General features: G+C 58.1%; 18 protein-coding genes and 1 riboswitch. Of the genes, 7 read left to right on the top strand and 11 right to left on the bottom strand.

The window, feature by feature from the left end:
* Window positions 1-144: 144 nt before the first annotated feature.
* The 4 genes from GOX75_RS02835 to GOX75_RS02820 are packed head-to-tail and all read right to left on the bottom strand — an operon-like array spanning window position 145 to window position 6,701.
* Window positions 145-2,706 (bottom strand): pyruvate, phosphate dikinase, encoded by a 2,562-nt coding sequence (locus GOX75_RS02835; protein WP_171121085.1) that lies wholly within the window; start codon window positions 2,704-2,706, stop codon window positions 145-147.
* Window positions 2,707-2,749: 43 nt separating this feature from the next.
* Window positions 2,750-4,948, bottom strand: coding sequence for a glycine--tRNA ligase subunit beta (gene glyS, locus GOX75_RS02830; RefSeq protein ID WP_171121084.1), 2,199 nt, complete (start codon window positions 4,946-4,948; stop codon window positions 2,750-2,752).
* Between the two features lie 9 nt (window positions 4,949-4,957).
* On the bottom strand, window positions 4,958-6,172 hold the full coding sequence (gltS, locus tag GOX75_RS02825; RefSeq protein ID WP_171121083.1) for a sodium/glutamate symporter: 1,215 nt from the start codon (window positions 6,170-6,172) through the stop codon (window positions 4,958-4,960).
* Window positions 6,173-6,179: 7 nt separating this feature from the next.
* Window positions 6,180-6,701, bottom strand: coding sequence for a DUF6446 family protein (locus GOX75_RS02820; protein WP_171121082.1), 522 nt, complete (start codon window positions 6,699-6,701; stop codon window positions 6,180-6,182).
* 91 nt (window positions 6,702-6,792) lie between these two features.
* On the opposite strand from GOX75_RS02820, the gene GOX75_RS02815 reads away from it, so the two are divergent.
* Window positions 6,793-7,425, top strand: coding sequence for a MarC family protein (locus GOX75_RS02815; RefSeq protein WP_171121081.1), 633 nt, complete (start codon window positions 6,793-6,795; stop codon window positions 7,423-7,425).
* Window positions 7,426-7,433: 8 nt separating this feature from the next.
* Here GOX75_RS02815 and GOX75_RS02810 read toward each other — a convergent pair whose 3' ends face one another.
* Entirely contained in the window at window positions 7,434-8,363 is a 930-nt protein-coding gene (locus GOX75_RS02810) for a glycine--tRNA ligase subunit alpha (protein WP_171121080.1), read from the bottom strand.
* Between the two features lie 205 nt (window positions 8,364-8,568).
* Between GOX75_RS02810 and GOX75_RS02805 the strand changes: the two genes are divergently transcribed.
* Window positions 8,569-10,302 (top strand): serine protease, encoded by a 1,734-nt coding sequence (locus GOX75_RS02805; protein WP_171121079.1) that lies wholly within the window; start codon window positions 8,569-8,571, stop codon window positions 10,300-10,302.
* Window positions 10,303-10,350: 48 nt separating this feature from the next.
* On the opposite strand, the gene GOX75_RS02800 is transcribed toward GOX75_RS02805, so the two are convergent.
* Window positions 10,351-11,925: a thiamine pyrophosphate-binding protein gene (locus tag GOX75_RS02800; RefSeq protein WP_171121078.1), complete on the bottom strand. Its 1,575-nt coding sequence runs from the start codon at window positions 11,923-11,925 to the stop codon at window positions 10,351-10,353.
* Window positions 11,925-13,373: a TrkH family potassium uptake protein gene (locus GOX75_RS02795; RefSeq protein WP_171121077.1), complete on the bottom strand. Its 1,449-nt coding sequence runs from the start codon at window positions 13,371-13,373 to the stop codon at window positions 11,925-11,927. The genes GOX75_RS02800 and GOX75_RS02795 overlap by 1 nt, the downstream gene beginning before the upstream one ends.
* Between GOX75_RS02795 and GOX75_RS20545 the strand changes: the two genes are divergently transcribed.
* Window positions 13,372-13,911, top strand: a complete 540-nt coding sequence (locus GOX75_RS20545; protein ID WP_171121076.1) for a hypothetical protein — start codon at window positions 13,372-13,374, stop codon at window positions 13,909-13,911. The two genes, GOX75_RS02795 and GOX75_RS20545, sit on opposite strands and share 2 nt — an antisense overlap.
* Before the next feature lie 566 nt (window positions 13,912-14,477).
* Here the strand turns inward: GOX75_RS20545 and folE2 are convergent.
* Together folE2 and metZ are read right to left on the bottom strand one after the other, a co-directional pair.
* On the bottom strand, window positions 14,478-15,581 hold the full coding sequence (gene folE2 / locus GOX75_RS02785) for a GTP cyclohydrolase FolE2 (RefSeq protein ID WP_171121075.1): 1,104 nt from the start codon (window positions 15,579-15,581) through the stop codon (window positions 14,478-14,480).
* 172 nt (window positions 15,582-15,753) lie between these two features.
* Window positions 15,754-16,944 carry an O-succinylhomoserine sulfhydrylase gene (gene metZ, locus GOX75_RS02780; RefSeq protein ID WP_171121074.1) on the bottom strand — a complete coding sequence of 397 codons (1,191 nt, stop codon included), beginning with the start codon at window positions 16,942-16,944 and terminating at the stop codon, window positions 15,754-15,756.
* Window positions 16,945-17,009: 65 nt separating this feature from the next.
* Window positions 17,010-17,087: riboswitch (SAM riboswitch) on the bottom strand.
* 224 nt (window positions 17,088-17,311) lie between these two features.
* Here metZ and GOX75_RS02775 point away from each other — a divergent pair.
* Together GOX75_RS02775 and GOX75_RS02770 are read left to right on the top strand one after the other, a co-directional pair.
* Window positions 17,312-18,001: a glutathione S-transferase N-terminal domain-containing protein gene (locus GOX75_RS02775; protein WP_171121073.1), complete on the top strand. Its 690-nt coding sequence runs from the start codon at window positions 17,312-17,314 to the stop codon at window positions 17,999-18,001.
* Window positions 18,002-18,176: 175 nt separating this feature from the next.
* Entirely contained in the window at window positions 18,177-19,109 is a 933-nt protein-coding gene (locus GOX75_RS02770; protein ID WP_171121072.1) for a hypothetical protein, read from the top strand.
* Between the two features lie 73 nt (window positions 19,110-19,182).
* Here GOX75_RS02770 and GOX75_RS02765 read toward each other — a convergent pair whose 3' ends face one another.
* A complete protein-coding gene (locus GOX75_RS02765; protein WP_171121071.1) occupies window positions 19,183-19,554 on the bottom strand; it encodes an OB-fold nucleic acid binding domain-containing protein in 372 nt (123 codons plus the stop codon).
* A 127-nt stretch (window positions 19,555-19,681) separates the two neighbouring features.
* Between GOX75_RS02765 and GOX75_RS02760 the strand changes: the two genes are divergently transcribed.
* Complete coding sequence (locus tag GOX75_RS02760; protein ID WP_171121070.1) at window positions 19,682-20,005, top strand: 2Fe-2S iron-sulfur cluster-binding protein; 324 nt, start codon at window positions 19,682-19,684, stop codon at window positions 20,003-20,005.
* Window positions 20,005-20,781 (top strand): VCBS repeat-containing protein, encoded by a 777-nt coding sequence (locus tag GOX75_RS02755; RefSeq protein WP_254428680.1) that lies wholly within the window; start codon window positions 20,005-20,007, stop codon window positions 20,779-20,781. The genes GOX75_RS02760 and GOX75_RS02755 overlap by 1 nt, the downstream gene beginning before the upstream one ends.
* 118 nt (window positions 20,782-20,899) lie before the next feature.
* Here the strand turns inward: GOX75_RS02755 and purD are convergent, their stop codons facing one another.
* The gene (gene purD, locus GOX75_RS02750; RefSeq protein WP_171121068.1) at window positions 20,900-22,162 is read right to left on the bottom strand and encodes a phosphoribosylamine--glycine ligase; all 1,263 of its coding nucleotides are present in this window, start codon (window positions 22,160-22,162) and stop codon (window positions 20,900-20,902) included.
* Window positions 22,163-22,206: the final 44 nt, after the last annotated feature.

Genomic DNA, 22,206 nt, shown 5'->3' with positions numbered 1-22,206 from the left:
CGGCGGGCGCGACGAGGCTCATACCGAATTGAAACGGAAACGTCCAGTTTTCGCGGAAAAGCAAGTGGAAAATCGCCGTAAAGTCAAAAATGATCGACGACGGCGTGCTTTGTTTCCTACTAATCCTAGCGGAAAGGGTAAGTGTCAACCCCCAAGTCTGGACGAAATCGCTAATTGCGCGGCAGCCAGCCGAGCGACCGGCACGCGGAACGGTGAACAGGACACATAATCGAATCCGAGCTCTCGGCAGATGGCAATTGATTCGGGATTGCCCCCGTGCTCGCCGCAGACGGACAAAGTCACGTCCGGCTGGGCCTGTCTGCCGCGCTCGGCCCCCAATCTTAGCAACTCGCCCACACCGTCCGGATCAAGCACGTGGAACGGGTCTTCGGCGAAAACACCCTGCCGAACGTAAGCCGACATAAAGCGCCCCGCGTCATCTCGGGAAAGCCCATAGGTCATCTGGGTCAGGTCGTTCGTCCCAAAGCTGAGAAACGAAGTCTGTGGTGCGATCTCATCCGCTCGCAGACATGCACGCGGTGTTTCGACCATGACCCCTAGACGGTACTCGAACTCCTGCCCCTGTTCGGATGCAACCGAGGCTGCGACGGAATCGATACGGGATTTCACAAGCTCGACCTCACGCTTGGCCGAAACCAGCGGGATCATCACCTCGGGCACAACGGGTGCACCGTTCTTGCTGGCCTCAAGCGTTGCCTCGAAGATCGCTCGCGCCTGCATGTCATAGATTTCGGGAACAGTGACACCCAGCCGAACCCCGCGCAGCCCCAGCATCGGGTTATACTCAGTCATGGCGGCGACGCGGCGCTCGACATCCGACACCGGAAGGTCCAGCGCCTCGGCCAACTCGCGTTGACCGCTGCGCGTGGTGGGCAGAAACTCGTGCAGAGGCGGATCGAACAGTCGGATACAAACGGGCTGACCTTCCATGATCCGGAAAAGCTGCACGAAATCGTCGCGCTGCATCGGCAATAGCCGTTCCAGCACCGCCTCTCGGCCCGACGAGGTTTGCGCAAAGATCATCTCGCGCATCACGATCAGGCGGCCGGGATCAAAGAACATATGCTCGGTCCGGCACAGGCCGATCCCCTGCGCCAGAAAGTTTCGCGCAGTTTGCGCGTCGGCGGGTGTATCGGCGTTGGCACGGATGGCGATGTCGCGTTCGGCATCGGCCCAGCCCATTAGCGTTTGGAAACAGTCATCCAGCGCGGCTTCCAGCATCGCGGGCTGCCCGGCAAGAACCTGACCGGAGGTCCCATCAATGGTCAGCGTATCGCCAGTCTGGAACACACGCCCGTCAGATGCCGCCAGCAGTTTCTTTTTCGTCTGAAACCGCATCTCGGACGCGCCGACGATACAGGGCAGGCCCAGACCGCGCCCGATAACGGCTGCGTGGCTGGTCATCCCGCCCTTCTCGGTCAAGACCGCGACGGCCGCATGCATCCCGCGTACGTCTTCAGGCGCGGTTTCGCGGCGGACCAGAATACACGGCTCGCCCCGGGCTGCGCTGGCCTGCGCTTCGGCGGCGGTGAATACTATTTTTCCTGTGGCTGCGCCGGGACTGGCTGCGATGCCAGTGGCCAGCACATCCCGGCGCGCTTCGGGATGAACCTGACGGTGCAACAGTTCGTTCAGAGAATGCGGATCAACCCGCATGACGGCCTCTTGCGGTGGGATGATACCATCCTCGGCCAGCCGCACGGCAATCCGCATAGAAGCCCTTGCGCTGCGCTGAACGCGAACGCCATCCAGAATATGGACGTGGCCGTTTTCAATGACAAACTCGACCTGCATCTCTTCGCGCAATTTAATGCGCATCAGGGCAGCGTGCGCCTTAAGTTCGGCAAAAGCCTCGGGCGCGACGTCTTCCAAAGACGTCCCGCGCGGGTCCTTTTCCAAATACAGTGCGGAAACGCCTTCGCCCAATGCATCGCGGCCCTGGCTCTGACTAAGGTAACGGCCAGTCAATTGCGGCATTCCGGTCGTGGGATCAACCAGTTGCAGCACACCCGACCCACACTCGCCTTGTCCGACACCGGGGATCATTTCCTGAATGACCAGACCCAGCCCGGCATCCGCAGGGGCTCCCTTGGCCTGCCGCAACAGGCGCGCGGACGTCCCGTCCCAAGCCCGCGCCATCGAGCGGAGAACGGCAACCAGTTGCTCTCCTCTATCCTGGGGAAAGGCTTCGTCCGTTTCATCTTCGTACGCGCGAAGCGATAGCTTCAGACCTTCGCGGCCGTCAGAGTCGATATCGTCAAATACGTCGGCATCCAAACGTGCGACATGGACGGCAAAGCTTTGGACAAAACGCAGGTAAAGCGCCGCCGCAGCTTCGACACCCATTGAATCGGACAGGTCCACATAGCGCGCGTCATTCATCCCGATATTCAGGATAGCGCCAGGCCCGCCCCAGTCAGGATCCTCAGAGCTTGGGCGGACACATAGCAACGCAGCCTGATCAAACTGTTCAAGAATTGCGTCAATGTCCGGAACCTGACCGCTTGCGATCTTTTGCACGGCATCAAAGGACAAAGCCACCGTGCGTGGCACAGGCAAGTCCAGACGAACAAGGCGTTGCAGACATTTCGCCCGGCCACCATGAGATGTGGTCGCAACGGGCGCTGTCGGAGTAATAAGCGTGGTATGCGGGTTATTCTGCACTGCGGCACCTTTTGGTTTCACCGCAGCATAAGCCCCTGCACCAGTGGCGCAAGGGCGATCTGGCTTAACCTTCGATCTTGCTGAGGTCAGCCACGCGCGCACAAACCTGCCGGATCTGACTGAGCAGGTTCAGGCGGTTGCGGCGCAGGATATCGTTGTCGGTGTTGACCTGAACATCCTCGAAAAACGCATCCACCGGACCACGCAGGGCGGCCATAGCGGTCATGGCGGTGGGGAAATCCTCGGCCTTTTGCGCCGCCTCGATCTGCCCCTGTGCGTGATCCAGTGCCGCAAACAGCGCCTTTTCGCTGTCGGTTTCCGCGAATTTCACGTCCGCACCGTACGAGTATTCGACACCGTCCTTTTCCTCGGCCTGCGTCAGGATGTTGTTGGCGCGTTTGAACCCCTGCACAAGGTTCTCACCATCCTCGGTCGCGATCACCGCATTCAGCGCGCGGGCGCGTTTGACCAACAGGTTGAGGTCATCATTGCCGTCCATCGCGATACAGGCGTCGATGATGTCGTGTCGGATGCCCTCATCGCGCAGGAACACTTTGAGGCGGTCGTGGAAGAAAGACAACAGGTCTGCCGGGGCATTGGTAACGATTGCGGTCGCTGCTTCGACCTGATGGGCCAGCCCGTGAACCTCTTGCGCGGCGGCCTCGGCATCCTCGGCCTTGGCTTGCTTCGCCTTGGCCTCAAGCAAGGCAGCCTGCCATTCGGGCAGCTTCAGCAATTTGCCAAGCGCCCCTGCAAAAGTAACATTCAACGACAGGCGCAGATCGTTGGTCAGGATCAACCGGATCACCCCAAGCGCTGCTCGGCGCAGAGCGAAGGGATCCTTCGACCCGGTGGGCTTTTCGTCAATCGCCCAGAACCCCGTCAGCGTGTCCAACTTGTCAGCCAGCGCAACCGCCACCGAAACCGGTTCGGTTGGCACATCATCCGACGGACCAAGGGGTGAATAATGCTCCTCGCTCGCCTGCCCCACCTCGATCGGCAGATCAGCGGCGTCAGCATAATAGCGACCCATCAGGCCCTGTAGCTCAGGAAATTCGAACACCATCTCGGATGACAGATCGGCCTTGCACGCCTGCGCGGCCATCATCGCCAGCGCGGGTGTTGCACCTGTTGCTCCGGCCAGTTCATGCGTCAGCGCGGCGATGCGCTGAACCCGTTCACCCTGCGAGCCCAACTGCGCGTGGAACGTGACAGCATCCAGCTTTTCGACCCACGGTTCAAACCCGTCGGATTTGACGATGCGCAGGTCATTCTCCCAGAAGAATTTCGCGTCAGCCAAACGGGCCGACAGCACCTTTTGGTTCCCCGCCAGTATGGTCGCGCCATTGTCGGCAGTTTCGCGGTTGGCTACGGTGATGAACTGTTCGATCCGGCCAGTCTTGGGGTTCTTCACGGAAAAGAATTTCTGATGCTCTTTCATCGAGGTCTGCAATACCTCGGGCGGCAGGTCGAGGAATTCGTCGTCGATCTTGCCCATCAGCACCACGGGCCATTCGACCAGCCCCGAGACCTCGGCCAGCAGGCCCTTATCCTCGACCACTTCCAAACCAGCAGCAAACGCCATGTTTTGCGCGTCGTTCCAGATATGCTCGGCCCGGTCCGCAGGGTTCAGGACGACGAACGCGCGTTTCAGCTTGGCAGCATAATCGTCAAACGACGAAACCGCGAAACGATCCGGCGCCATGAAACGATGACCGGCCGTTGTGTCACCGGATTTAATCCCCTCGACCTCAAGCGGAACAACTGTTGTGCCCGCTTCATCGCTGAGAATGCAAAGGATCGAGTGCAGCGGGCGCACCCAGCGTAATGGTCCACTGCCCCAGCGCATCGACTTGGGCCACGGGAAATTGCGAATGGTGGTTTCAAGCACTTCGGCCACGATCTCGGCAGCCGGACGTCCAGTTTTTTCGATGGTGGCGAAATAGACTGCGCCTTTGGGGGTTTCGCGCTCTTCCAACTGATCGCGGGTCAAACCTGCACCACGCAAAAAGCCCTCAATCGCCTTGTCCGGGGCGCCCACTTTAGGCCCCTTGCGTTCTTCATGAATGGTGGGGCTTTCCGCTAGCAAGCCCTCGATTGCCAGCGTCAAACGGCGCGGCGTGGTCAGGGCGGCGGCCCCGGCATAGGTCAAACCGGCCTCGACCAGACCGTCGGTGATCCGCTTTTTCAGGTCCTCACCGGCGCGGGTCTGCATACGCGCGGGGATCTCTTCAGAGAACAGTTCGATCAGCAGGTCGGGCATTGTCAGTCCTTAGAAATTGACGATCGTCTGGATGACGATTGCATTGGCGATATCCACAAAGAAGGCGGATACAAGGGGCAGCACGATAAAGGCAATAGGCGATGGACCATATCTCTTGGTCACTGCGGTCATATTGGCAATAGCGGTAGGTGTCGCACCCAAGGCGAACCCTCCGAACCCGGCGGCCAGAACTGCGGCGCGGTAGTTGCTGCCCATCACCGGGAACAGCACCCAGATTACGAACATCACCGCAAACAACGTCTGCGCGGCCATGATCACGACAATGGCCATTCCAAGTTCAGCGATAGTCCACAGTTGCAAGCTCATCAACGACATGGCCAAAAACGCGCCCAGCGAGAATTCCGAGATCAAAGCCAGTGACGGTGTCCGCGACACGGGAGGCGCGTTGGGGGCCAGGGCCGTGCGGATATTTGCGATGACGATCCCCATGATCAGGCAGGGCACGAACAGAGGCAGCCTCAGCCCCGCCGCCTCAATGACCCCATTCAGCATATATCCAAAGATGATCGCCAAATTCAGATACAGCAGAACGCGCATGATGGTCAGGTGGTCGATCTTAGCCTCGGCCTCGGTGGCGTCCTCAGGCAGGCCGACCGTATGCTCTTCGTTTGGGCGGTCAGGCGTCAGGTTCTTGCCTTCAACCAAAAAGCGGGCAATCGGCCCGCCAACCACCGCCGCCAGTACAAGACCCAGAGTCGCCACGGCGACCCCCAATTCGGTGGCGCCGCTTAGACCGGTGACCGCGCCGACCTCAGGCGCCCAGGCGATCGCAGTTCCATGACCACCGATCAGGGCAGCCGAGCCGAACAGAACCCCTGCCTGTGCCGGATAGCCGAACGCCACCGCGCCTGCCGCTCCAACCACATTCTGAGCGACAATCGTAACTAACGTCAAAATAAGAAGCAGAAACAGAGGCTTGCCGCCAGAAATCAAATCGGACAGCCGAGCGTTCAGCCCGATCCCTGCGAAGAACACGATCAACAGGAAATCGCGGGCAGACAGATCGAAACTCAGCTCAAGGCCGGTGACGAGGTACAAAAACAACAGAGTGAACGAGGCAAGCAAACCGCCCGTGACCGGCTCGGGTATGTTGAACTGACGCAGCAAAGCGACGCGCGCGTTGATCTCGGCCCCGATCAGGTAAACCGCGATGCCAAGCGTCGCGGTAAGAAAATTAGGAACGTGCAGCGCGGCGTCGTTCATGGGGCCCTCAACTCTCCGGTCGGGGTGGGCATTCCTCACCCACTACCGTTCCGTCATAGGCTTTCTCACCGCAATTATTTAGCGCGTGCCAGACAAAACCTTTGCCATCTTCTGTAATGGCGACAATGCGATCAACGCCGTAGTGGATGTTTTTGACCCCTACAAACGCGCGGGCCTGCCCCGATTTCAAAGCATCTGCGATGGCTACCGCATCATAGCATTCGAACCAGCTTGGGGCCGTCAACGGCTCGGGGCTTTCGGCAGGCAAGAAGGCTGACAAAGTCGAAGCGTTTTCTTCTGTCTCAAAACAGGCCCGATACCGGATCGGCGAGCTGTCGGCGTCAATCGCCTGAAAAGCGGTGTGTTCAAGGGGAATGGACGTTTCACCATCCGCGGACAAAAGAACGACATCCTGATCCGAACCGGGTTCGACCGAATAATAGAACCCATAGACCTGTAAGTAGTACATGGCCGCACCAGCGATGCCAGCCGACACAAGCAACAAAATAGCAAGCAGTTTTCCGGTCATAGTTTCCACACCCCGATCACGCGGCCTCTTTCAAACTTGCGAAAAATGCGACAGGTTTCAATCCAATACAGGTTGAGTTGAGGCACACGGAATGGACCCCACCCTTGCCGCCGGTTTTTTCGGCGCGTTGTTCGCAATCATGAACCCCATCACCAACCTGCCCGTCTTCCTGAGCGTGACAGATGGCCTGTCGCCCGCCGATCAAAGAAAGGTCGCGACCAAGACCGCACTTTATTGCCTGATACTGGGTGGAGCGTTTGCCGCTGTTGGCAACAAAACCCTTGGTCTTTTCGGCATCAGCGTGGACGACCTGCGTGTCGCGGGCGGGTTGGTTGTTCTCATGATTGGGCTGAACATGCTGAACGGGAACGAAAGCACCTCTCATCACGGGACGGAAGGAGAAAAACAATCCTACCCCAAGCCCGAAACCGTAGCTTTCTATCCGTTGGCCTTCCCCATTCTTGTTGGGCCCGGCACGATCACGACGCTGATCCTGTATGCGCACCACGTTTCCAAACCAGTTGACGCCATGATCTACTCGGGCGTTTTTCTGGCGGTGCTGTTCTTGCTGTTCATCACCTTCTGGAACGCATCGGCATTGGCCAAGCGGCTGTCTGCAAACGCCCGCGTCATCATGAGCCGTTTCATGGGCATGATCCTGTCGGCCATCGCAATCGGGATGATTGCAGACGGCCTGAAGGTTCTGTTGCCCGGTTTGGCGTGATCGAGGCATCAGGCCTCGAACCCGGCGGCCTCAGTCATCACAAAGGCGTCCGCGCATTGCTTGGCCAACGCCCGAACACGACCGATATAAGCCTGCCGCTCAGTGACCGAGATCACCCCCCGCGCGTCCAGCAGATTGAAAATGTGGCTGGCCTTGATGCATTGATCATAAGCCGGATGCGCCATCACGATCCGCTTGCCGGTTTTCGGGTCGTCATGTTCCTGCGCCAAAATAGTGGCGCACTCGGCCTCGGCCTCTTCGAAATGCCGCAGCAGAACCTCAGTATTGGCCACGTCAAAATTCCAGCGGGCGTATTCCTCTTCGGTCTGCTTGAAGATATCACCGTATATCAATGGGCTGGGGGATTGGGGATCGTTGAACGGCATGTCCATAACATGATCGATGCCCAGCACATACATGGCCAGACGCTCAAGGCCATAGGTCAGCTCGCCTGAAACAGGCGCGCAGTCATGGCCGCCGACCTGCTGGAAATAGGTGAACTGGCTGACTTCCATACCGTCACACCAGACTTCCCAGCCCAGCCCCCACGCGCCAAGGGTGGGGCTTTCCCAGTCATCCTCGACAAAACGGATGTCATGCAGATCCATGTCGATCCCGATCGCCGCAAGCGACCCCAGATACAGCTCTTGCAGGTCCGGCGGGCTGGGTTTGATCAACACCTGATACTGATAATAGTGCTGCAGCCGGTTCGGGTTTTCACCGTATCGCCCGTCTGTGGGGCGACGCGAGGGCTGCACATAGGCGGCTGCCCAAGCCTTTGACCCCAATGCGCGCAACGTGGTCGCCGGGTGGAACGTACCTGCGCCAACTTCCATGTCGTAGGGCTGTAGAATGGCACACCCTTTCGAGGCCCAATAGGTTTGTAGCCGCAGGATTATCTCCTGAAAAGAACGAGGTGCGCTGGACTGTTCGGTCATGACTTTCCCTTTGGGCGGATTTGCGCCCGGTTCCGATGGGTTTTGCCCTTCCTATGCAAGGGGCCAATGGGCGTCAACGTCCCAGTGCACCTTGGCTGTCACTGGACCGCCACACTGGAAATTCCCCGTAATCGGGGCATAGCGTTCAATGGTGCAAATCGCTTAGTCTGACCCAAAGATAAAACACTGCGGACACGGGCAGACAATGACACGCATATTCACTGCAATTCTGTTTCTATTCTTCTTTGGCGTGCGCGCCGTATTTGCGCAGCAAGACGCTGGCGTCTGGGTTCAGGTCGAGGCACAGCCCTCACTTCGTGAGGCGCAGGAACGGGCGCAGGCTTACGCCAACGTATTGCCAGACGTCAACGGATTTCGCCTCAACTCTGGCTGGTATGCCATTGTAATCGGACCATATTTGCAAAACGACGCCGAGCAGGTCCTGAGGGTTTACCGCGCTGAGGGCCAAATCCCCGCTGACAGCTACATCGCGTTCTCAAACTCATTGGAGCAGCAGTTCTGGCCCGTCGGAGTCAACATTCTGGACCGAGGGGTCGTAACGCCACCTGTCGAGCCTGCGGCCGAGCAGCCCGTGACAGGACTAACGCCCCAAGTTTCAGATGAAAGCCGCGCGCAAGCCCTTCAGAGCGAGCGTCTTTTGACCGCACAGGAACGCAAAGACTTGCAGACGGCGCTTCAGGCCGCCGGGTTCTATAACTCGACAATCGACGGCGCGTTCGGTCCGGGCACACGCCGGTCGATGGGCGATTGGCAGAGATTCAACGGCTTTGAGGCCACAGGCGTTCTGACCTCCGCCCAAAGGCAGGCACTGATGGATGCCTACAATGCACCCCTGATCAGTGTAGGCATGGCACGCCATAACGACCCGCAGGCCGGGATAAATCTGGACATGCCACTGAGCGTGGTTGAATTCGAGCGGTACGAGGCACCGTTCGCTCATTTCAACGGCACCTCAAGTCTGGACGCCAAAGCCCTGCTGATCAGTCAGGACGGCGGCAAGGACACGCTGCGCGCGCTCTACGAAGTTATGCAATCGCTTGAGATCATCCCCATGGAGGGCCCAAGACAGTTGCGCGCAGACAGCTTTATGATCGAAGGGCGCGGAAACGACATCGTGTCCTATACACAAGCACAATTGAAAGACGGCGCAATCAAAGGCTTTACCCTCGTCTGGCCCGACGGGGACGAGGCGCGCCGCGCGCGCGTTCTGGCCGCGATGAAAGCCAGCTTCACGACAACTGACGCTGTTCTGGACGCGGGTGCAGGGGCGAACGCAGATCAGCGCGTCGACCTTGTATCTGGTTTGCAGGTGCGCAAACCGCGTCTTTCACGCTCGGGGTTCTTCGCGGATTCCAGCGGTACGGTTCTTACCGTTTCCGAGGCAGCCGACACTTGCGCACGCGTGACACTGGACGATGAGCAAGAGTTGCAGGTTGCCTGGACCGACGCGGATTTAGGTGTCTCTGTCCTGCGGCCCAAAAACAATCTTGCGCCGATCAGCATTGCGGAATTCAACTCTGACACACCCAGAATTCAATCCGAAGTGGCGGTTTCGGGGTTCTCTTACGAGGGGGCATTGGGTGCTCCGACACTGACATACGGCCAAGTGGCAGACATTCGCGGCCTGAACGGTGAAGAAGGTGTGAAACGCCTGGCATTGGCCGCCCTACCCGGCGACGCGGGCGGCCCGGTTTTTGACGATAGTGGCCAAGTGGTTGGCATGTTGCTGCCAACACCGTCAGACGGGCGCACCCTGCCCGCCTCGGTCAGTTTGGCAGCTTCAGCGGCACGTCTGAACGAGATTTTGGATAAGGCTGGCGTATCGGGGCAGTCCGGGCAGGCCACGGCACAGGTTACCCCGAATGAACTGAATCGCCGGGCCACGGGAATGACGGTATTGGTTCACTGTTGGGACTAACCAAGAGCCCAGTAAACCAAAGCGCCGCTCATTCGAGCGGCGTTTTTTTCAGACAATATCCGGAGTGACCCGGATCAGCGTCGGGACCGGAGCGTCGAGCGCTGCCCGCACAGTCTTTTGCATTTCATCCAAACTGGATGGTTCTGCCGACAACGCACCAAATGCCTCGGCCAGTCTGCAAAAGTCGGGATTGTGCGCGACGACAGCATTGGGTGCAATCTGGCCACGGACCATGCTGTCCTCAATCTCTTTTAGCTTACCGTTATCCCACAGGATTATGGGCAATGAGAGCCCCAATTCAACCGCAACGCCCAGCTCCATCATCGTGTAGTGAAAACCATAGTCGCCCGCGATGACGGCTGTCGGCTTTCCGCGGCGGGCCACGGCTCCACCGATTCCCGCAGGCAGCGCATACCCAAGGGTGCCGAACCCCGTGGGGTGATGCCAGAGATAGGGATAGGCCATATCCCAAACCTCTTTCGCGACATAGGCGAACTGGGTCATGTCTGAATAAATCATCGTATCAGCCGGCAACGCGTCGCGCAGTGCGTCGATCACGGGCACAACACCCGGACGCACGGCGTCGACTTCGGCCTTCCAACGGGCCCGGGCCTCGGCCACCTCTTCCTTTGCCCAACCGGTCGCGGGTTTCACATGGTCAATTGAGGCCCACAAAGCATGGGCGAAACTCTCACCATCCATTTGAAGTTTGACCGCAGCGCGATGGTGATCCGACAGCACTTTGGGATCCAGATCCACGCGGACAAGGCTTGCCGTGTTACCCAATTCGTTACGCCACAGGTCAACTTCGCCCAGTTCTGCGCCCACCGCGACGACCAGATCGGCCGACGCGATCACCTCGGCACTGCCCGGCCGCGACAAGTGGGCCCCAAAATCCAACGCATAATTCAGACCGGCCATGCCCCGACCTGCAAAAGTCGTAAAACAAGCGGCCCCCAATTGCGTCAGTATCTGACGCCAAAGGTTCGACCGCGTGCCTCCACCCAAAATGAACAATGGCCGCCGCGCGATGTTGAGCATTGACAGAACCGGGGCAACATCCGGCGGCTTGACGCTGGTCCTGAGCCCGAATTGGTTTGGAAATGGCGCGGCATCAGCCTCAGCCTCAAGCTGGGCAATCGGCACCTGAATATGTTTGGGACGCGGACGGGCCAGTGCAAACTCTTCAAACGCGCGCTCCACCAAACCATAAGCGGCTTGCGCGGTGTTGGCCTGACACGACCAGTCAGCCACGGCCTCAGCTGCGGCGCGCTGATCCTTCATCTGGTGCAACTGACCGCTCGCAGCCTGCGTTTCATCCAGACAGGACGAGATGACCAGCATCGGGACTGAATCCGAATAGCCCTGCCCCATCGGAGTCATGATGTTGCACAGGCCCGGCCCGGTTATCACATAGGCCACGCCGGGTTTGCCTGTCGCGCGGGCGTAACCGTCCGCCATAAAGCCCGCACCCTGTTCGTGCCGCGCCAATACGTGCGTTATGCCCGCCTCTTCGATACCGCGATACATCTCTTGGTTATGGACGCCCGGAATACCAAAGATCACATCCACACCACGCTCTTTCAGCATATGCGATATCTGCGCACCAAGCGGTCTTTTCATCAGCTTCTCCAGAATTGAACGGTGAACAGGGCATACACGGCCAACAATTCAAGACGCCCCACCAGCATACCAATCGAAAGCAGCCACTTTGCCGTATCGCTTAGCCCTGCAAAGTTACCAGCCGGACCGATCTGTTCCCCCAGCCCCGGCCCCACATTGGCCAACGCAGTCGCCGCCCCGGACACCGCCGTGATAAAATCCAGCCCGGTCAAGGCCAGCGCCCAGGCCAGAATGCCCATCGAAAGGACGAAAAACATGAAAAAGCTCATGACAGAAGTCAGCACGTCCGTTCCGATGGGGCGCCCATCGTAAAGCGGCATGAAAACCCCATGCGGCGATCGAATGCGCCTGATCTGGGTTTTGATCGAGGCGAACAACAATTGATAGCGGAAAACCTTGATGGAGCATGCGGTTGATCCCGCGCACCCGCCGATCAAGCCGATCAGGAAGAAGACCATCACTGGGAAGCTTCCCCAGGTCATGTAGTTCACACTGGCGTACCCGGTGCCCGAGATGATCGAGGTGATATTAAACAGGGATTGCCGAAACGCCTGCTCCCAGTGATGCGGGAAGACCCACAGCAAAAACACCGTCATGACCAGCACCAGCACAATGATGGTGATCAGGAACGTCCGTATTTGGCTATCCTGCCAAAGGGACCGCGTATTGCCATTTGCAAGCTGCACGTACCGCACAAAAGGAAGCGCGGCGAGGATCATGAAAATTGCCGCAGCGTACTCGGTCGGCCCAGAAAACGCTGCGAACGAGTCGTCATAGTTCGAGAACCCGCCCGTCGCGATCGTCGTCATCGCATGCACCAAAGCGTCGAAAAAGCTCATGCCAAAGCCCGCGTAGACCAGAACGCAGACGAAGGTCAGAAACACGTAGATCAGAGAAATCTGCCCGGCAATCTCCTGCGCACGCGGCAGGATTTTCCCCATGGTTTCAAACCCTTCAGAGCGGAAGATCTGCATCCCTCCGACACGGAGTTCGGGTAGGAATACCATCGCCACAACGATGATCCCGATACCCCCAAGCCACTGGAGCACACCACGCCACAGCAGCAACCCCTGAGGAAGGTCATCCAACCCCGAAATAACGGTAGAACCGGTCGTTGTCAGACCTGACATCGCCTCGAAATAGGCGTCAACAAAGCGCAGCTCAGTCTCACCGAACAGAAACGGAATGGCACCAAAGAAGGGCAGAGCCACCCACACTCCCGTGGTCAGCAAAAAGGTCTGTCGAATTGTCAGACCTTCCCCGACGCCGTTCGAACAGCTCATTGCCAGAACCACCCCGGTCAGGACAGTGATGACGCCGCTTTCAAGGAAAACGTGCCATTCGCCGCGCCCCTCGATCAGGTCCGCAATCAACGGCAAAATCATGGTCGCCCCAAGAATGGCGACCAAGAGGCCAATCACATATCCAACCGGGCGCATATCCGTCATGAGGCGCAGCGTTGGCGCGCCTGCACGACGGTGTCAAGCAATAGTCCGGTTTTACTTGGTCGTTCTGCCGGTCGGCACTGGCATTGCCGGAGGTTTGGACGGGGCACGCGTTCGCCGTACAGGGGCCGCGGGCTTTTCCGCTTCGGCCTTCTGCGCAACAGTTTTTACAACCACTTTGCTTGGCGCTGCCGGTTTTGCAGCCGCAGGTTTCGCGGCAGCCGGTTTTGCGGTGGCTGTTTTGGTAGCCGCAGGTTTGCTGGCCGCCGGTTTTGCAGCCACAGGCTTAACAGTCACAGGTTTTGCGGGTGCAGGTTTGCTGACCTTAGGTTTCGGGGCAACCGGTGCAGCCGCCACCTTGGGCGCGGGCTGTGCAACAGCAGGTTTGGCCTGGGCAGTCTTAGCGACGGGTTTACGCGCTGCAGGCGCTTTCGGCGCAGCAGGCTTTGCGACTGTTGTCCGACCAGCGCGCGCCGCAGGTTTCGCATCAGGTTTGGCCGCAACACTTGCTGGTTTAGCTTTAGCCGCCGCATTGGGTTGAGATGATTCGGCCTTGGGTTTTGCAACTGTCTTCGCAGCCACAGCGGGCTTTTCTTTCACAGTCGGCGCGGCCTTGCGCGCCGTTTTCCGTACGGTTGGCTTTGCCTTTGGCTTGGCTTTTGGCTTGGGTGTAACCGGCTCAGGTGCAGACGAAGACGTGTGCAACGCATGCACCGAGACAACCGGCAACTCCAATGCCGATTGCGTCAAAATATGCATTATTTTCATTTGGTTGCTAACCGCATAGCCCGCCATCTTGATGGCGGCAGCCTGAAATTCCAATGGCTGGATAATCGGGTTCATACGTAGTTTCTCCTCTGAAAACAACGCAGCCAGCCGAAGAGTAATAAGCCCTGCCCGCCGCGAAGTTTCGGGCGGAAAGCGATGTCGCGCAGTTTCAGGCGTCGCACGTCTCAGCTTCCTTCAGGAGTGGCCCGTACCGCCAAGAAACGGCCCTGCCACGGCTGCATTCCACATGAGCCTACTTCAAAGATTGTGCTGTTGCAGCATTTTTCGCTGCGATGCGGCAAAAACATGCCGTAAGGTCAATACTGAGACCTTAAAACCTCACCCGACGTGAAACAGAGTTGAAAACAGCTTTGGGTCCAGGCTGGCTGACACAAATGTCGGCCCTTCCGTCAGGACAGACACTGCGTCATGGCTGTGCAGGCTTTCTTGATGGCTGGCGATAACGCGGAAATCACCCACGTGATGGTCCGCCAGCAACTCGGCGCAGAATAGCCGCGCGGCATCTTCGACAAAAATCGGGTTGGCCGCATTAAGCTCGGCAAAGGCCTGTTCGTCCTCGCGCTTGACCATGACCTGCGTCTCCGTGGGCACCGCGCGGCGGCACAACGCAATCAGATCTTCGAACCACAGGCAATCTGCATCACAGTCCACCACAACGGAAATACGCGCAACCGAGCGCTGCGAATGTGGTGTTGCCAATTGGCCGCGCGTGGACCGCGCGTGTTCGCTCAGTTCCAGCGAACAGGGACAGGTCGAGGAATACACATAGTCCAGATGCATGATCTTCTGGCGCACGCCGTTCTGTTCGACCAGTTCCAGCGCGATATCGTAGTACTGATAGCCCTCAAGTCCCGAACGCAGGCTTTTCACCTTGTCGGGATAGGAAAACCGCATCTGTATCCGCGCGTCAAAGCTGTCCAGATCGGTCTTGTAATCGCTCAACGCAGCCTCCATGACCTCAAAACTGAATGTCCGCTCGGCATGTCTGTAAAAAGACCGCATGATCCGGGACATGTTGATGCCCTTTTTCTCGGCATCCAGACTGACCGTGCCGGTGACCGAGGTCTCAAGCGTCAGATCATCGCCCTGTTTACGGTGGAACCGGATCGGCAGGCGGAAGTTCGAGATGCCAACGTGCTGAATCTGCTGCTTTGCCCCACGGATCAGGCTGGACGGTCCGTTTTGAAGATCGGGCAGCGTGGAGCGATAGGCTGCGTCAACCTCGAACCCTTCGGGATACTCGCGCGACAGCGAGGGATAGTTAACCGGCACCAGCCCCGGAACAAGGCGCGCGATTGCGGGATCAAGCTGGCTGATCTCGGCCTCGGTCGCGGTCTGGGCCCATTTGCGCAGCGTCTTCAGCGCGGCTGCGGCTTCGTCATTGTTTGGGGCTTCGTCAATGTCACGGGGATGCACGTTCATCGATCGGGTTTCCTTGGGGTTGGTCGCCGGACTATATACAGCTTTGGCGTGTTTACCAATTATTCTCTATACGTCGGAAAACACAGTCCGGATCGAATTTCGGTGCGGGAAAAGCAATTTACCACCCCGCACACTAACCTTTGACAGAACCCTATCAGGTCTGGACGCTTCCTTATCGCTGAGAAGCGGCTAATGCCTGCCTGATATCGGCAAGCAGGTCGCCTGCGTCCTCAAGCCCAACCGAAAAACGGATCAGGCCCGGTGTGATCCCCAATTCATCCTTCTGCGTGTCACTCAGGCGCTGATGGGTCGTCGTAGCCGGATGGGTTGCAATCGACTTTGCATCCCCAAGATTGTTTGAAATCACCGGAATCGTCATCGCGTTGAGGAAGGCAAATGCAGCCTCTTTTCCACCCTTGATGTCCAATGACAGAACCGTGCCGCCCTTGCCGCCTAGTTGAGACTGAACCAAAGCGTTCTGCGCGTGTGTCTTCAGGCCGGGATACAATATGCGTTCCAGCGCGGCATCCCCCTCTAACGCCTCGGCAATGATCTGGGCAGACTCGGCCTGCGCGTTGACCCGCAAGGTCATCGTTTCCAGACCTTTCAACATCACCCACGCGTTGAACGGGCTAAGCGCCCCCCCGGTGTGTTTGAGATACGGCTCGATAGTTCCGCGAATGAAATCCTTGGTGCTTATGATGACGCCGCCAAGCGCCCGCCCCTGCCCGTCAATGTGCTTTGTTGCAGAATAAACCACCACATCCGCACCTTGCTGGATCGCACGCGAGAAGACCGGAGTCGAAAAAACGTTGTCGACAATCACGGTCGCGCCGACAGCATGGGCGAGTTTGGCAACAGCCGAAATGTCGATCACTTCGAGCGTCGGGTTCGACATGGACTCGAAAAACACGGCTTTAGTATCCGGGCGGATCGCCGCTTGCCACGCGTCCAGATCGGTGCCGTCTACAAACGTCACCTCGACCCCATAGCGGGTCAGGATGTTTTCAAGGATATACAGGCAAGAACCAAACAAAGCCTTGGCCGAAACTACATGGTCGCCCGCTTTCAGCATCGAGGTCAAAGCAGCATTCACCGCCGCCATACCAGACGCGGTGGCAAAGGCGTCCTCGCCCCCTTCCAACGCCGCGATGCGCTGTTCGAACATAGACACGGTCGGGTTTCCGTAGCGGGCATAAATGAACTCATCCGGGCCGGCTTCGATGAACCGTGCCTCGGCCTGTTCAGCGTGTTCGTAAACAAAGCCCTGCGTCAGAAAGATCGCCTCGGACACTTCGTTATATTGGCTGCGACGAATGCCGCCGTGGACGGCTTGGGTGCGTTTGTTCCAGCTCTCGCTCATCTCATTCCTCTCGGCCCTTGTCTGGCAAGGGCATCAAAAAAACCCCAGACGCGGTCAAGCGAAAGGGGCCTTTCATCCTGACCTTTTAGCGGTGTTGTTTAGCGTGGCCCGCAATCCGGTAACAAATCGCCACGTATTACCTTGCGCTTACGCCTCAGTTGTCAGCGCGTCAACCCTGACCGGTGCAACGTCACGGGTCCGCTTCGCCCCGCTCACCCAAGCGCCATAGCGCCCAGGCAAAACGGTGCCACAATATCTTGTGCCGGGCATACCGCCGCTGGTCACGGCTTTTTGCCTTATCTCAGTCACAACAGCTATTGCCCTTCGGTCAGAAAGCCCCATGATCCTCTCAACCTGAGGAGACATCATGATCGACTTGTATTTCTGGCCCACGCCAAATGGTTGGAAGGCCTCTATCGCGCTGGAAGAGATGGAGTTGCCCTACACTACTCATCTGATCAACATCGGTAAGGGCGACCAGTTCGACCCCGAGTTTCTGAAAATCGCTCCGAACAATCGGATGCCTGCGATTGTCGACCCGGACGGACCGGACGGACAGCCGATCTCGGTTTTTGAAAGCGGCGCGATCCTGATGTATCTGGCCCGCAAGACCGGCCGGTTCTATGGCACGACGGAGAGAGATCGTGTGGCGGTTGAAGAATGGTTGATGTGGCAAATGGGCGGCGTCGGACCGATGGCGGGTCAGGCGCATCACTTCCTTAAATACGCCCCCAACCTCGAACCACCGCAGGATCTACCCTACGCCAAGGATCGCTACCGGACCGAGGTCGGGCGGTTGTATGGCGTTTTGGACCGTCGACTGGCCGAGAATGAGTACGTGGCAGGCGATTTCTATTCCATCGCAGATATGTCGATCTGGGGCTGGGCGAGCCTGTGGGAAGGTCAGCAACAGGTTTTAGGTGACAAACCGCATTTCGCTCGCTGGCTTGAAACGGTCAGCGCTCGTCCGGGGGTTCTGGCAGGGCGGGCGTTACATGCCGAACTGCGCGGAGATCATAGGGACAGGCAGGCACAGGGGATTTTGTTCAAGCGATAATCCACCTCATACGAATGTCTTCTTTGAGCCCATTGGTGCCGTCTCGTGCAATGCAACCAATGTCGGCTATTCCAGAAATTTCCAGGGCTTCAGGGGCGAGTTATCTGAGAGTCTCTCGGCCACTGGTTGCAAAGCGTATGTTCCTCGGACAACTTGCGGGAAAAGGTGCCCTGTTATGTTCCCGCTCAACGACCCTACAATTTTCTCCCTTGTCTTGGCGGGTGTTGCCCTACTTTCAGCAGTGGCGTTTCGTTTTGGATGGAAGGTCCGTGCTCCACTTCTTCTTATGGCATTGGCGCTCCCGGCTGTTTTTTTATGGTCTATTTCGCCAACTGGTGATCACGCTGGGCTAGGGTATGTGCTCACAATTGTTCCATCTATTGCATTAATTTTAGTAGGCGCGGGATGGGGAAGTGTCATGAGATTGGCGCGGGTCTCATTGGCGATTTCAATATTGATTCCGGTCATTGTTACCAGTGCCTATGCGGGTCGCGCGCTTTGGAACCAATACGTCCCAAACGCTTGTCTTGGAAAGACTCTTCAAGTTCGCCTAGCCGGTGAAACCTTGAGTCTTCCACCAGAGCTGCGCCCTCGTCTTGAGAGGGGGCGGAATATTAGCTTCTTCGGTAGATTGGATAGAAAATCTGGCTATTCGCGCTTGTGTAGAATTAGTCGAAACGGCGCACAAGAAATCGATATGGACTTGGTTTGGATAACCCCGAGATCGAACCATCCACGTTTGACTTCTTTATGTGAAGCCGATGAGGCGCCTGACTGGTGCGGTATGTACTCACCTTATCCATACCGTCACATCGGGAAAGTTCTGATCGCTACAGATACCGAACCAAGCTTTCCCATGCCCTACTGGAGAGAGGGAGGGTCGCTCAAGAAAGAGAAGCAAGGCGATCTGACCGAAGGTTCCATTTGTCTGTTGTCAGAAGAAGGGAGTAAAACTCAGTGTTGGGTTTGGCAACCATTTGGCAATGGATCACGTCTAACCGTTAGCACCAGTAACTTGGACCCGACATTTGTTGATATGTCTGTCGAACAGGCCCGTGAAATGGCTCACCAAGCACTTGAGACAACGCTGTCCATAATCACGCCGTAAGAGAATGCGCCTCAGAAGTTTATTCGGATGTTGGGCTGTATGAACTGAACGGCAGCAAAGTCAGCTTACGTGACTACCCCTTCCCCCGCACCAGTACATCCAGCATCCCTGAGATATCTTCGATCTCTTCGGCGATCACATGGGTCACCGAATGCGCACGCTGCATACGCCCCGTGACCCGTAACAACCGACCCGAGATCACGGCGCGGCGAAAGCGTTCGTAGATCGCACGCCAGACCACCACGTTCACGATACCGGTCTCATCCTCAAGCGTCAGAAAGATCACCCCCTTGGCCGTCCCCGGCCTCTGCCGCAGGATCACCAACCCGGCAACGGCCACCCGCGCGCCTTCGGGTGGGTCGTCCAGCCGCTTGGCTGGCAGACAGGCAGGTGGGCGCGGCCAGTCTCGGTTTGAAACCGTAGGGCGAACAGGGGCAACAAGCATGAGAACAAAAATAGAACATGCAGCCAGAAAGTCCAGACATAGCGCGCCAAGTCGCAAATGAGGCTGGTCAGACCTAAATGCCTTCACTAAGGAAGAATTCGACAATCGAAAAAGGAAGACGCACGCAATGGCAAAGATCACCTATGTCGAGCATGGCGGTACCGAGCATACTGTCGAGGTCGCCAACGGACTGACCGTCATGGAAGGGGCCCGCGACAACAACATCCCCGGCATCGAGGCCGATTGCGGCGGCGCCTGCGCCTGCTCGACCTGCCACGTCTATGTCCATCCCGACTGGGTCGAGAAAGTTCCCGCCAAGGATGACATGGAAGAGGACATGCTGGACTTTGCCTTTGAACCCGACCCTGCCCGCTCGCGCCTGACCTGCCAGATCAAGGTCACGGATGAGCTGGACGGTCTGGTCGTTCAGATGCCGGAAAAACAGATCTAATGCAGTCCAAAGCGCCGCGCCTGCCCGCTCGCCTGTGGCAACGCGGGACCCGCGGCGCGCTGCTGGCGTTTGGGTTATGGTTTTCCGGAGTTGGCTTCGCCACCGCCGCCGACACTGTAACTGCCGCACGGTACACCGAACCCACCACACGCTATGCCCATGGCGTTTTGGGGGACGATATCGAATATGGTGCACTGGAAATCACCGTTGAAAGCACCGACCCCGAGGAACGGTCGAACGAACAGTCGGTACTAACGATCCGACTGCCGCAGGACCGGGTGTTCGAGGACCTCGCCCCCCGATTGTCAGACGTTGACCTTGATGGAACAAACGAGGTCATCGTCGTGGAATCTCAGAAAAACACCGGCGCACAACTCGCCATCTATAATGCACGCGGCGAAAAGATAGCTGCCACGCCTCATATTGGCACTCGCAACCGCTGGCTTGCCCCTGCAGGGATTTGGGATCTGGACAATGACGGCCAAATCGAAATCGCCTATGTAGATCGCCCGCACTTGGTCAAAACCCTGCGCATCTGGCGCTACTCGGACGGCAAACTTACTGAAATCGCTACTCTTCCCGGCCTGACCAATCACCGTATCGGAGATGCATTTATCGCTGGCGGTCTAGTCTATTGCACGACAGGTCCCGAACTGATCTTGGCCAGCGCCGACTGGTCCCGCATCATCAGTGTCACCTTCAGAAACGGCTGGATAAAAACCGATCTCGGTCCGCTCAAAGACCGCAAGACCCTTACCCAAACCCCGAACTGCTGATCCGCCCTTCATCTGGCTATAAATATCCCGGGGAGCCGCCATTGGCGCAAGCGCCAATGGCGGCGGGGCAGCGCCCCTCGCCCCAAGAATTCAAGACGGGCGCAGCCCGGCAATTGGATTACAACGCGCGCCAGCCGATATCGCGGCGGAAAAATCCGCCGGGCCAGTCTATCCCGTCCACCATCGCATAGGCCCGGTCACGCGCGTCCTGCAAAGTCTCCCCCCGTGCAGTCACGTTCAGCACACGACCGCCCGCCGCCAGAATTTGACCATCCTCAGCTTTGGTTCCCGCGTGGAAAACCATGTTCTTACTGTCTTCAGGAAGTGCGCCCAAATCGTTGATAACACTTCCCTTTTCATAAGCTCCCGGATACCCGTTCGCCGCCATCACAACGGTGATCGCATGGTCATCCGCCCAGTTCACGCGCGCCTCTGCCAAGCGTCCCTCGGCCGCGGCATGCATAAGGTCCATCACCTGCCCGCCCAGACGCATCATCAGCACCTGGCACTCCGGGTCTCCAAAGCGCACGTTGTATTCCACCAGCCTCGGCTGTCCATCCTTGATCATGAGGCCCGCGTAAAGCACGCCCTGAAACGGCGCGCCGCGACGCTTCATCTCATCCATCGTCGGGCGCACGATTTCATCCATTGCGCGTGCCTCAATCTCGGCGCTTAGAACCGGTGCCGGAGAATACGCCCCCATTCCGCCGGTATTCAGACCGGTATCGCCTTCGCCGACGCGTTTGTGGTCCTGCGCTGTGCCGACTGAAAGGATGTTCTCGCCATCACAAAGCACAAACAGAGAGGCCTCCTCGCCCTCCATGAACTCTTCGATCACCACCTCGGCCCCGGCCCCACCAAACGCGCCGCCGAACATATCGCCGATCGCCTCCAGCGCGGTTTCTTCGTCCATCGCGACGATCACACCCTTGCCTGCGGCCAGACCATCGGCCTTGACTACAATCGGCGCACCCTGCTCGCGAATATAGGCTTTGGCGGGGTCGGCTTCGGTAAACCGTGCATAAGCCGCAGTCGGAGCACCGGCGGCATCACAGATTTCCTTGGTAAAGCTTTTAGAGGCTTCCAACCGGGCTGCTTCTGCCGACGGACCAAAGACCAGAACGCCCGCCTCTCGCAACCGATCTGCAACCCCGGCTGCCAAAGGCGCCTCGGGGCCGACAATCACAAAATCAATCGCGTTTTCCTCGGCAAAGCTGACCACTGCGCCGCCATTCTCGATATCAAGCGCCGCGCACTCGGCGATCTGCGCGATTCCGGCATTTCCCGGCGCGACGATCAGTCGATCACATTTGGGGTTCTGCATCACTGCCCAGGCCAGGCTGTGCTCCCGCCCACCACTGCCGAGAATGAGGATATTCATGACTGCTCTCCGATCTGCTTGGCCTCGCCTTCCGCGCGTTCTAA

Source organism: Ruegeria sp. HKCCD7251 (genome assembly GCF_013031165.1).
GTDB lineage: Bacteria > Pseudomonadota > Alphaproteobacteria > Rhodobacterales > Rhodobacteraceae > Ruegeria.
The sequence above is the reverse complement of the archived record's forward strand: the minus strand, read 5'-3'. Positions and strand labels throughout refer to the sequence as shown.